The sequence below is a fragment of the Mesorhizobium sp. LEGMi-168a genome, assembly GCF_058312955.1.
Genome location: NZ_JBZEGV010000026.1, coordinates 29,858 through 41,285 on the forward strand (window position 1 = coordinate 29,858; position 11,428 = coordinate 41,285).

General features: G+C 63.5%; 13 protein-coding genes. 9 read left to right on the top strand and 4 right to left on the bottom strand.

Features of this window, described 5'->3' with window-relative positions; genetic code table 11:
- Positions 1–2 precede the first annotated feature (2 nt).
- Genes kduI through AC4FWB_RS26555 form a run of 3 tightly spaced genes read left to right on the top strand, consistent with a single transcriptional unit; the run spans position 3 to position 1,980 of the window.
- Positions 3–854 (top strand): 5-dehydro-4-deoxy-D-glucuronate isomerase, encoded by an 852-nt coding sequence (gene kduI / locus AC4FWB_RS26545; RefSeq protein ID WP_491029199.1) that lies wholly within the window; start codon positions 3–5, stop codon positions 852–854.
- Positions 851–1,618, top strand: coding sequence for a 2-dehydro-3-deoxy-D-gluconate 5-dehydrogenase KduD (gene kduD / locus AC4FWB_RS26550; protein ID WP_491029200.1), 768 nt, complete (start codon positions 851–853; stop codon positions 1,616–1,618). Before kduI ends, kduD begins: the two co-directional genes overlap by 4 nt.
- Before the next feature lie 29 nt (positions 1,619–1,647).
- A complete protein-coding gene (locus AC4FWB_RS26555; protein ID WP_491029201.1) occupies positions 1,648–1,980 on the top strand; it encodes a cupin domain-containing protein in 333 nt (110 codons plus the stop codon).
- Between the two features lie 171 nt (positions 1,981–2,151).
- On the opposite strand, the gene AC4FWB_RS26560 is transcribed toward AC4FWB_RS26555, so the two are convergent.
- Positions 2,152–2,778, bottom strand: coding sequence for a LysE family translocator (locus AC4FWB_RS26560; RefSeq protein WP_491029202.1), 627 nt, complete (start codon positions 2,776–2,778; stop codon positions 2,152–2,154).
- 138 nt (positions 2,779–2,916) lie between these two features.
- Here AC4FWB_RS26560 and AC4FWB_RS26565 point away from each other — a divergent pair, with 138 nt between their 5' ends.
- The 4 genes from AC4FWB_RS26565 (at position 2,917) to AC4FWB_RS26580 (ending at position 5,729) form a co-directional block, all read left to right on the top strand.
- The gene (locus AC4FWB_RS26565; RefSeq protein ID WP_491029203.1) at positions 2,917–3,213 is read left to right on the top strand and encodes a type II toxin-antitoxin system RelE/ParE family toxin; all 297 of its coding nucleotides are present in this window, start codon (positions 2,917–2,919) and stop codon (positions 3,211–3,213) included.
- Between the two features lie 7 nt (positions 3,214–3,220).
- A complete protein-coding gene (locus AC4FWB_RS26570) occupies positions 3,221–3,529 on the top strand; it encodes a HigA family addiction module antitoxin (RefSeq protein ID WP_491029204.1) in 309 nt (102 codons plus the stop codon).
- Positions 3,530–3,652: 123 nt separating this feature from the next.
- The gene (gene recQ / locus AC4FWB_RS26575) at positions 3,653–5,506 is read left to right on the top strand and encodes a DNA helicase RecQ (protein ID WP_491029205.1); all 1,854 of its coding nucleotides are present in this window, start codon (positions 3,653–3,655) and stop codon (positions 5,504–5,506) included.
- 31 nt (positions 5,507–5,537) lie between these two features.
- Positions 5,538–5,729, top strand: a complete 192-nt coding sequence (locus AC4FWB_RS26580) for a ribbon-helix-helix domain-containing protein (RefSeq protein ID WP_491029206.1) — start codon at positions 5,538–5,540, stop codon at positions 5,727–5,729.
- A 62-nt stretch (positions 5,730–5,791) separates the two neighbouring features.
- On the opposite strand, the gene AC4FWB_RS26585 is transcribed toward AC4FWB_RS26580, so the two are convergent.
- On the bottom strand, positions 5,792–7,408 hold the full coding sequence (locus AC4FWB_RS26585) for a caspase family protein (protein WP_491029207.1): 1,617 nt from the start codon (positions 7,406–7,408) through the stop codon (positions 5,792–5,794).
- Between AC4FWB_RS26585 and AC4FWB_RS26590 the strand changes: the two genes are divergently transcribed.
- Both AC4FWB_RS26590 and AC4FWB_RS26595 read left to right on the top strand, forming a co-directional pair.
- Entirely contained in the window at positions 7,389–7,601 is a 213-nt protein-coding gene (locus tag AC4FWB_RS26590; RefSeq protein ID WP_491029208.1) for a hypothetical protein, read from the top strand. The genes AC4FWB_RS26585 and AC4FWB_RS26590 overlap by 20 nt on opposite strands.
- A 202-nt stretch (positions 7,602–7,803) precedes the next feature.
- Positions 7,804–8,526, top strand: coding sequence for a sulfotransferase family protein (locus AC4FWB_RS26595; protein WP_491029209.1), 723 nt, complete (start codon positions 7,804–7,806; stop codon positions 8,524–8,526).
- A 156-nt stretch (positions 8,527–8,682) separates the two neighbouring features.
- Here the strand turns inward: AC4FWB_RS26595 and AC4FWB_RS26600 are convergent, their stop codons facing one another.
- Together AC4FWB_RS26600 and AC4FWB_RS26605 are read right to left on the bottom strand one after the other, a co-directional pair.
- The gene (locus AC4FWB_RS26600; RefSeq protein WP_491029210.1) at positions 8,683–9,138 is read right to left on the bottom strand and encodes a hypothetical protein; all 456 of its coding nucleotides are present in this window, start codon (positions 9,136–9,138) and stop codon (positions 8,683–8,685) included.
- A gap of 478 nt (positions 9,139–9,616) precedes the next feature.
- Entirely contained in the window at positions 9,617–11,266 is a 1,650-nt protein-coding gene (locus AC4FWB_RS26605) for a winged helix-turn-helix domain-containing protein (RefSeq protein ID WP_491029211.1), read from the bottom strand.
- Positions 11,267–11,428: the final 162 nt, after the last annotated feature.

Consider the following 11,428-nt stretch of genomic DNA (forward strand, 5'->3'; position numbering starts at 1 on the left):
AGATGGATCAGAAACACACCGAATTCTCCTCGCGCTTCGCCATCGACCCCATTGCCGCGGCGGCGATGGGAACCGACGAGCTGCGGCACAATTTTCACGTCGAGGGGCTGTTCCAGCCCGGCCTCGTCAGCCTCACCTACACGCATTACGATCGCATGATCGTCGGCGGCGCCATGCCGGTCGATAAGGTCCTGCCGTTGGAAGCGATCAAGCCGACCGGCACCCAGGCGTTCCTCGACCGCCGCGAGCTGATCGCCGTCAATATCGGCGACGCCGGTACCGTGACGGCCGATGGCCTGCCCTATGAGATGGCGGCGCGCGACATGGTCTATCTCGGCATGGGGACCGAGCAGGTGTCGTTCGCTTCGGCCAATCCAGATGAACCGGCCAAGTTCTATCTGCTGAGCGCGCCGGCGCATCAGGTCTATCCAAGCCAGCTGATCCGCATCGGCGACGCCAGGCGGCTCGATCTCGGCAGCCAGGCGACCAGCAACGAGCGCTCGATCTTCCAGTTCATCCCTGCCGACGGCGCAAAAACCTGCCAGCTCGTCGTCGGCATGACCCAGCTTGCGCCTGGATCGGTCTGGAACACCATGCCTTGCCATGTGCATGACCGGCGCATGGAAGCCTATCTCTATTTCGACCTGGCCGAGGGCGCGCGCGTCTTCCACTTCATGGGCGAGCCGGACGAGACGCGCCACATCGTCATGCGCAACGAGGAGGCGGTGCTGTCGCCGGGCTGGTCGATCCATTCGGGCGCCGGCACCTCGAACTACGCCTTCATCTGGGCCATGGCCGGCGACAATGTCGACTATACCGACGTCGATCCGGTTGCGATGGACCAGCTCAGGTGAGCGATCTTTCGGCCTTCAGCCTCGCCGGAAAACGCATCCTCATCACCGGCGCCAACACCGGCATCGGCCAGGGCATCGCAGTGTCGGTCGCGCGCGCCGGCGGCGCCGTTATCGGCGTCGGCCGCTCGGCGATGGACCATACTGCGGAGAAAGTCGCAGCCGTAGGGGGACGTTTCGAAGCGGTGGCCGCCGATCTCGGCGATCCCGCCAAGGCGGCCGCCACGCTCGACCGGATCTGGGACGGGAGCGGGCCGCTCGATGGGCTGGTCAACAATGCCGGCATCATCCGGCGCGCCGATGCGGTCGACCTGACCGAGGCCGACTGGGACGAGGTGATGGACATCAATTTGAAGACGGTGTTTCGGCTCTGCCAGGGTTTTGCCAGGCGCGTGCTGGCGGAGCCCGGACGGCGCGGCAAGATCGTCAATATCGCCTCGGTGCTGAGTTTTCAGGGCGGCATCCGCGTCGCCTCCTACACCGCCTCGAAACATGGCGTGCTCGGCCTCACGCGGCTGCTCGCCTGCGAATGGGCGCCGAAGGGCATCAACGTCAACGGCATCGCGCCAGGCTATATCGAGACCAACAACACCGAGGCCCTGCGCGCCGATCCCGACCGCAGTGCCGCCATCCTCGGGCGCATTCCGGCGGCACGCTGGGGCCAGCCCTGCGACATCGGCGACGCGGCCGTTTTCCTGCTGGCGCCCGCGTCGGATTACATGCATGGCGCGGTGATGCCGGTAGACGGCGGCTGGCTGGCGCGCTGACCATTTCAATTTGTGAACGGAAGCCTGCCATGACCGACATTTTCTCCCATGCGGACGAGAAAACCTGGACGCCGACGCCGGACGGCAACCGGCGACGCGTGCTGGTGCACACGGACGAACTGATGATGGTCGAGTTCGCCTTCGACAAGGGCGGCGTCGGCGCGCTTCATTCGCATCCGCATGTCCAGGCAAGCTATGTCGCCGAGGGCCGCTTCGAAGTCACCGTCGACGGCCGGTCGGATATCCTGGAAGCGGGAAGCAGCTTCATCGTGCCGTCCAACCTGGTGCACGGCGTCAAGGCGCTGGAAGCGGGGCGGCTGGTCGACAGTTTCGCGCCTTACCGGGCAGACTTCCTCGTCTGAGAAGATCGCTTCGCCAAAGGAAAACCCGCGCCTCACGGCGCGGGTTTGTTGCCTGGGGCGCCCGTGGCGCCGCCGCGGTACTCAAACATTGCCGCAGGACGACTACGGTGCCGCAATATGGTGAAGATAGGTTTAACGGCTGCTCGCCGTAGGCGATGACAACCAGGCTGCTCAGCGCTGCTGCAGCGCCAGCCGCACGCCGAGCGCGCAATAGATGCCGCCGACCACCTTGCCCTGCCATTTCAGCACGGCCGGGTTGCGGCGCAGGAAGGAGCCCAGACCTCCGGCAGAGACGGCGAAGACCACCGTGCTGAAGAGACCGAGAAGGACAAAGACGGCGCCAAGGATCGCCAGCTGAAGCACGACCGATCCGCGTTCCGGTCGCACGAACTGCGGCAGAAAGGCGAGGAAGAACAGCGCCGTCTTCGGGTTTAGCACCTCGGTCAATATGGCCTGCCGGAACGCCTTGCCCGCCGGCACGGGCAAGGCGCTGCCCGCGAGATCGGCCGGCGCCTTCTCCAGGATGGCGCGGATGCCGAGATAAACGAGATAGGCCGCGCCGAGATATTTGATGATGGAAAACAGCATCGCGGAGGTGGCGATGATGGCCGAGATGCCGAAGATCGCCATGACGGTGTGGACGACGTCGCCCGCCGCGACGCCGGCGCCGGTGGCGATGCCGACCTTGGTTCCCGAGCTCGTCGCCCGGGCCACGGTGAGCAACGTGGCAGGCCCCGGGATGAAGACGAAGCCGAGCACGATCGCGACATAGGTCGTCAATGTGGCCAGGTCGATCATTGCCGGTTCCTCCGCTCAAGGGTCGGGACAGGTAGCCACCCTTTGCGCGCAAAGGCAATGCGGTGACCACAAGGCATACACAAGGCATGTTTGCGGATCATACCATGGAGTGGTACTATCGCTCACAAGGGGTGAGGGATGATCGTTGGCTTTCGGGAAGAATGGTTGCGAGCCTTCTTCGTTGACGACGTGCGCTCCAGAAATATCCCATCCGATCTCGAGCCGCGGCTGTTCCGCAAACTTCAGATGATCGATGATGCGGTGACCGATCTGGACTTGCGCGTGCCGCCCAGCAATCATTTCGAGAAGTTGCGCGGCAACCTCGAAGGGTTCCATTCGATCCGCGTCAACAAGCAGTGGCGGCTGGTATTCCGATGGGACGGTCGCCGCGGTGAAGCGTCAAGCGTCTATCTTGACGACCATAGCTACAGATAGGTGGAGCATGCTGACGACCAAGCGCAGACCGGTGACGATCGGCGAGATTCTGGTGGAGGAGTTCATGCGGCCGATGGGCCTCACCCAGGCCGCCTTGGCCGAGGCGATGGGTGTGCAACGCAAGCATGTCAACGAGCTCTGCAACAATCGTCGCAACGTTACCGCGCCGACCGCGCTTATCCTTGCACGCGTGTTCGGCAACAGCCCCGAGTTCTGGCTCAATGTGCAGCGGCGCAGTGATCTGTGGGAGGCGATGCACGACCCGAAGGAACGTGAAAGGATCGAGCGGGCGCGCCCATTGCCCAACGCAGCCTGATCCGCGATTGATCGGATGCCCGAGGGCGGTGCAAATCGGCATCCTCGATCTGCTGCCCAGATAGCCTTCCTGCGATCGTCACTCTAAGAACGTGGCCTCAGCCGAATCCGGGAATCATTCTCAATGCGGACATCGATGGCAGGCATTCCGGCCGAGGGACGCGATCCGAAACGGCGCGTGCTGAAGGACGTTTTCGGCTTCGACGATTTTCGCCCCGGCCAGGCCGACGTGATGGACACTCTGCTCTGCGGACGCCACGTGCTGGCGGTCATGCCGACCGGCGCCGGCAAGTCGCTCTGCTACCAGGTTCCGGCGCTGGTCCTTGGCGGGCTCACCATCGTCGTCTCGCCGCTGGTGGCGCTGATGCAGGATCAAGTCGCGGCGCTGCGGCTCGCCGGCGTTGCCGCCGACACGATCAACTCCTCGCTCGACCGCGATGCCAATGTCGCGGCATGGCGCCGCGTCGCTTCGGGCCAGACCCGTCTGCTCTATCTCGCGCCGGAGCGGCTGATGACCGAGCGGATGCTCGACGCGCTCGCCAGGCTCGACATCCGCCTGATCGCCGTCGACGAGGCGCATTGCATCTCGCAATGGGGGCCGGCCTTCCGGCGCGAATATGAAGACCTTGCGCGGCTGCGCGGCATCTTTCCGAACGTGCCGATCATTGCGCTGACGGCGACCGCGGACGAGACGACGCGCACCGACATCTCGGCGCGGCTGTTTGCCGATCGCGTCGACACGCTGGTGCTGGGCTTCGACAGGCCGAACATCAGCCTTGCCATCGAGCCGAAGCAGGACAGCAAGCGCCAGCTGCTGCGCTTCGTCGAGCGCCATCCGGGGCGCAGCGGCATCGTCTACTGCCTGTCGCGGCGGAAGACCGAGGAGATGGCGGCCTTCCTCGAGCAAAACGGCGTTACCGCGCTCGCCTATCACGCCGGCATGAGCAAGGAGGCACGTGAGGCCAATCAGAACGCTTTCATGACTCTCTCCGGCGTGGTCATGGTGGCGACGATCGCCTTCGGCATGGGCATCGACAAGCCGGACGTCGCCTATGTCTTCCACACCGACCTGCCGGCGAGCCTCGAGGCCTATTACCAGGAAATCGGCCGCGCCGGCCGCGACGGGCGGCCAGCCGAGGCGCATATGCTGTACGGTTTCGGCGATATCCGCACACGCCGCATGTTCATCGACGACGAGGACGCCTCGCCGGAGCACAAAAGGCGCTCGCACGGCCGGCTGGACACCTTGATCGGCTATTGCGAGACGGCGCAGTGCCGCCGCCAGGTGCTGCTCGGCTATTTCGGCGAAAGCGCCTCGCCTTGCGGTAATTGCGACAACTGCCTCGGCCAGGCGCCGCGCGCGGACGGCAGCACGGAGGCGCGCATCATCCTTTCGACCATAGTGCAAACCGGCGAGCGGTTCGGGGCCGCCCATGTCATCGACGTCCTGCTCGGCCACGAGACCGAGAAGGTGCTGGCCAGGGGCCATCAAAACATTGCCAGCTTCGGCACCGGCACGGCGCACAAGAGGCCGGCGTGGCTGTCGCTGATCCGCCAACTCGTGGCGGGCGGGTTCCTGATGCCGGACCCGGACGGCTATGGCGGCCTTGCCATTTCCGAAAGCGGCCGCGCGCTCGGCCGCGGCGAGGCAGCGTTCGAGTACCGCGTCGAGACGCGGCACCGTTCGCTCCGCAACAAGGCGCGTTCGGCCCAAGGCGCCGCCGCGGCGGGCACGGATAATCTGGAAGCCGCGCTGCTTGCCGCGCTCAAGGCGCTGCGCCTGCGCCTGGCGAAGGAACGCCAGGTGCCGGCCTACGTCGTCTTCTCCGACCGTACGCTGATCGACATGGCCGAGCGCCGCCCGCGCGACCTCGATGCCTTTGCAGAGGTGAACGGCGTCGGTGAGGCCAAGCTCAGGGAGTTCGGTGAGATATTCTTGGAGGCGATCGCGGCGCATGAAGCCGGGGCGGCGGGCTGAGGCGCTTGATGCTGCACGTACGGAGGCCGATATGGCTACGATGACAGGGTGCGGTGCCAATGCGGGCGACTTCATTCGCAAGGATCAGGAGCGCAACGACAAGATTGTGGCCATGCAGCGCTTCGTCGACGACGGCCTGAAGAGTGGGGTAGGCAGGCGCTCCAAGGACACGCTTTTTGCGGAGGCGGTCAACCGAGCACAGGCGCCGCGCGGCAACGGATAACGAATCTCCGCCTTTCGACAGAGATGCGGCGCGCGAGTATCGTCTCGCCACATCGATACCGTTCAATAATGCGCGTAGCCGCTCAACGGACATCTCTGGGACGCGGGCACCTCGAAGGTGCCGTCGATGCCGCTGCAGGTGCGGAAACCGGACTTCCGTCCCGTTGCCCTTGATTTCGGCGCCGGTCTTGGATTGGCTGCTTCGCGTTGCCGGTCGCGTCTCGGCTTTGAGTGGACAACCGGCTGCGGTTTCTGCGTCTTTTGGGGCGTGGCGCTTTCCTGCTTCCTTGCTTCCGCCTCCGACGCTCGCTGGGCGCGGTAGGTTTTCACCGCGTCGTCCGTGTCGAGTTTGAGGCGAGCATATTGCTCTGAGGTCAGAAAGGTGGTCGGCGGCAGCTTGTTTTCTTCCTGCCACTGGCCGATGGCACGGCGCGTCTTGATGCCGAAGTCGCCGTCGGCCCCTTCCAGCTCGTAACCGGTCGCCAGCAGCCTTTCCTGCAGATCGATCTTCGCCTGACGATCAAGCCCGATCGCGCTTTCCGTCAATTCGGTCCCGACATCGGCTTCCGGATTGGCGGCCGCGGCCGGAGGTTCCGCCGTGGCCGACCGCGACGCGTCGTTCTGCGTATTGGCGACAGCAGTCGGCGCATTGCCGACAGTGATCGACGGCTTCTTGAGCTGACCGATGTTGAGGCGGGCGAGATCGGCGAACGCTCCCTTGGGAAATTGCTGCAGGTAGGCTTCGTAGTGCGCGAGCGTGTTGCGCTTGGAGGCCTCGTCCCACACACGCTGCTCGATTTCCCATCCGCGCGCGTCCGCGCCCGTGGGCTCGGCCGGGGCCTGCGTGGTGGACTGCTGCGGAGCCGCGGCGGCGGGTGGCGGCGTTTGCGGGCCGATAAAGACCTCACGGCCGAGCGAGGCATTGTGCCAGGGCCGCTGACGCCCGTCCGTCTCGGCCGTCACTTCGCCGCGAACCCGGGTCAGCGCGCTCTGGATCTCCACGCCCGGCTCGGCGAGATGCCTGGCCAGCGACATCGTGTAGGGGCTGTTGGCGCCGTTGCCGTCATAGGACACGGACCCGGGATCGGTCGCAAAGGCGATCAGCACGCCACCGGTGCCAACGTCCGACCCGCTGACATCGATGGGCGCCAGGCCCGGCGCGGTGGTCGAGCGGCTCTTCGGCAGCGCCGCCGCCAGCGTCCTCGCCAGCGGATTGTCGCGGCAGGCGTCGAGAATGACGATGCCGACAGCCGGGTCCGGCGGGAGCGCGGCGAGCAGCTCGTCGATCTGGATGGTGCGGGTCTTGAGATGCGCCGGCGCCGTAAGCTCGGCGTCGACGGGGATCAGGTAGTTCTTGCCGTTCACCTGCATGCCGTGGCCGGCGTAGTAGATCAGCGCCGTATCCGCCTCATACGAAGCCTCGGTGAACTTGTTCAACCGGTCGCGCATTCCGGCATAGTCGAGATCGACGCCTTCGATGACGTTGAACCCCGCCTTGCGCAGCACGTCGGCCATCAGGCGGGCATCGCCGGCGGGATTGGGAAGGGCCGGCGCGTAGACATACTTGCTGTTGCCGATGACCAGCGCGATCCGATTGTTGCCGGCGGCAAGGGCGCTTGCCTGCAGCAGATCGACTGCTGCCAGGAAAAACAAACCAACAATGGCGGCCCAGAACCTCATCGCGCGCACTTTCAAGTTGCGGCTTTGCCTGCTCGTTCCAGTCGCAATTTCACGTGGGGGATGCCCCTTCCATGAAATACATAACACATCAGCGCCGTCGAATACGCTCCGCATCGCGCCGTCGGAAAAATTCCTGGAAGGCAGCGAACTCGCCAAAATGAAGGCTGGCACGGCAGGCCAGCCGCTGTCTTAAAGCGCGTCGCGCTGAAACGAATTCAGGCGACGCGCTTTAAGTCTTTGTTCTATGCATGTCGTTTTCCCAAAACCGCTGCGCACTTTTGGGCGACATGCATTTAGGCGCCACGGCAGCGGGTCGCGGTCCCTGTGGAAACATTCTCTATTGCAATCCGCGAAAGAAGAGGGTTCGATCAAGTGTCCGGGGGAGGACACAATAAGTGAACAGGGGAGTGGTTCGGCTTATTCCAAAGCCGAAAGTTTCCATATTTATCTGTGGTTGTGGCCATACCGGCTCGACCTTGCTTGCCCGGATATTGGCCGCCCATCCCGACGTCTTCAGCGTTCCGCGCGAGACAAGCGCTTTTGTCTCGAGCAACGGCGCCAGATGGACCAAGCTAAGCTTGCTTTTATTGGGGGCGGCCATTTCGCGCCGGAGCGTTTGGGTCGAAAAAACCCCCGGCCATATTCACCATACCCGTCAGATACTCGAGGCGATCCCGGGCGCCCGTTTCATCGTCGTCACGCGCGATGGCCGGGATGTCGTGACATCGCTCGGGCAGCGTTACGAGGGCGATTTCGACCGAGCTTTCCAACGGTGGGTTGCCGACAGCAAGGCCTCGATGCTCTGTGTCGAGAGGGGCGGGGGCATGCTGTGGCGCTACGAGGACTTTATCGAATCGCCAGCGCTCTCCATCGAACGGCTATGCGGCTTCATGGGCGTGGCATACGACCCGGCCATCCTGGACTATCACCGGCATCCCGTCGTCTGGGGAAGGGAAAGGAAAGTTCGCACGCCGCATTCCGCCCGCCGCTTGGCGCAGGTCAACCAGCCGATCACCGACTACAGGGGCGGCTGGAGATCTAAGCTGCCCGCGGACGTCGCCTCGCGTTTCGAGGCGGGTGAAGCCCGGGAGCTGATGGCCTATTTCGGATATTGCTGAGAGCAAGCAGCGAGGAAGCGCGTTGCGTGTTCATTGCGCCGGATCGTCGGATACGCAATGCGACTGGCAGCTTCCTCTGAGGGGAAAAGTCAGTCTGGGCGGCGACCAGCTTATCCACCAATCGATCTGCTTGAACCTGAAATCGCCGCGAGTGGGCTAACGCCAAAGGCAGACCTTGACGTCCTTCCCAACATAGCAGGCGCCTTCACGGCGAAGTTCTCCCCAATCTCCTGCCTCGCCATGAGTGTCGCGAATGTCCGCGTTCGCATAGCCTGCCCAAAGATCGCCGTCCTTGTAGACAACCGCCCAGTAATCCTTGGACATTTCACCGGCCCCACTATGAGTGTCGGGATAGTCGATACCGGCAAAAACCTGATGGGGTCCCTGGATATTGAAATCGCCGCCCTTCTCGATTTGATAGGAGCATCTTCCCGAGATGCGGGTCTCGCCGTGAACGACAAGCAGGCAGCGGCCCCATTTATAGCCGCTAGGTAGACGATGCTGTGGTTGCGCATGGGAAGGCGAAACGGAAAAGGCGATTGCAAGGGCAACGGCGATGGTTCGCCCGATCATCTTGTCACCCGTGGTGAAGCAGCCGGAGCGACCGGACACTGTTGGGTTCCGCCCAGAGCGCATGTCGAACGGCCCTCCGCAGGATGATCCCTGAGACGACTGACTATCGACCATGGCCGGATTTTTGTCACGAGAGGCTGCGGAATTCATTCGCAAGGCCGATGTGGCGCGGTAAGGGGAGTAGGGAAGCTCCGAGCCGCCCTCCTTCGCTAAAGCTTCGGAGGGCATCCTGCTTCGCGCTGAGAGGTATTCGGGGACTTGTCCTGCGAAGCGCGCAGCGCGAAGCAGGATGGCGGGCCGCGACCGATAGTGACGATCACTACGTTTACGCTGTAGCCCTACGATAGATCAGGATAGAGTTGGCTCGGTCTGTTTCAACAGTTTCCGGGCCATCGCTAGAGAAAAGGCCGGTCTGACTGGATCGGCATTTTCTCTCATCTTATTGTTTTCATATCATCTTTACCGCCAACCGGCATCCACTTGGCGGGTGGATGCTCCAAGTGGATTCTTGCCTCGGTTATTCCGGCAATCCGGCGGCAATCATCAGGCTCATAACCCGTTCGTACGCCTTCAGATAAATTGCGCTGTTGTTCTTGGTGGGAGGCGGCACGTTGCGCGCGGTTGAACCAGGCCTCAATTCCAGGGCCACCACCATGGCTGCCCTGGCGTCGTCGGCTCGGCCCAATTGCTGATAGGCCGCCGCCAGAGCCATATGTGTGCGTCCGCTGGCCGGCGTGATGGCGATCGATCGCTGGAGCCAGGGTATGGCTTCCTCGGCGTTCTCCATCAAAAGGTATGTCCAGCCTGCGCCGAGCGCCCATGTCCAGCGCGCGACCTGAGGTGTGTCGTATCGGTCCGCCTGCTTGAACGTGGCAAGCGCATCGTCGAAGCGGCCCAGGAAAACTTGCGACAGCCCGATAAGGTACAGCGCAATCCCGTCCCATGGATCGTGGGCGAGCACCTTGCCGCACGTCATCAGACTTTCGACAAACTGGTTCGTCGTTGTCAGAAACCGGCACTGCGTTTCCAGCACCGGAATGTAATCGGGCCTCGCGCGCAGCGCACGCGCCGTGATCGCCCCGACGTTGTTCTCGACCGTCTCGCGCTCGGAAGCGGGGAACCAGACCATCTGAATCCCGCGCAGTTGAAATGCCGCCAGCGCAACCTGCAGGTCCACGTTATCGGGATCGTCGGCGAGCGCTTTCTCCAGGATCGCCAGCGCGGCGCGAAAGCGTTCCAGCGTCGTGTGGTTGATCGAGGCCGTCGCCTGTTCGATGGCGACCCTAGCAGTGCCGGTCGGCGAGCCTTCGGCCGCGCGCTCACCTGCTTTCAGCAGCGCGTTGATGCACAGCGCCAGCGGGTGGCCCATGCCGGCGGTCAGGCGGGTCTGCTGAAGTTGCGCATCGGCGTCCGTTCGATCGACAGACAGCGACGTCGTCCACTTGACCGCGCCGGTTGCCGGTTCGGTCATGCGCGCGCGCAAATTCCACGCGGTTTCAGTCTTCTCCAAGTCACTGCTTATGACGTAATCGGCGCTCGATGCTGCGCCGGACGGAAGCATCACACGGATCGTCTCGATTTTCGCCAGCCCATCGGTCAGGTCGCGGGTGACGCCTGCGGCCATCCGGGCAGCCAGTGGATCGTCGGTTGCCGCCGCCATGGGCATCACAGAGACGGTCACGGGCGAGCTCGAAAAGAGTCGGGGGGGCCACATCGCTGCCGCCAAGGTCGATACGCCGAGCCCCGCCATGGCGACGAGTGCGCCGCGCCGCCGCATGCTGAAATCGTGCCGGCCCGGTGCCGGTTCGTTGTCCGCGTCGGTTCCGATTGCCGGGTGCGGGTCTTCCGGGGCGTCCGTATCTGTCCCGCCCGACACCGCGGCTACGAACAGATAGCCCCGGCCGGACATCAGCTTGATGATCTGCCGCTGCTCATCGCCCAGTGCGGTGCGAAGCTCGCGGATGGACTGGAACAGGCTGTCCTCGGCAACATGGAGGTTCGGCCAGACTGCCTCCATCAGTTCCTGCTTGCTGAGAACCCGCCCCGGATTGGTGACGAAGACCTTCAACATCTCAAAGCTTCTCAGCCGGATCCTGATGACCGCGCCATCCGGCCCACGCAGTTCGGCCCGCTGCCGATCCAGTTCAAATCCCAAAAACCGCAACACGTCGCACCTTACCCCCCAAACGGCAAAAATTGGCTCCGATTATCATAAAACGCGGCCAGGCGCGGCCCATTCAGAAAATAGCAGAAAAATTCAGAACATCGCGCCCTCCGATTCAGGACGTTTCGAGCGTGCGATGGCAGGGAGGGACCACAATAGCGTGGG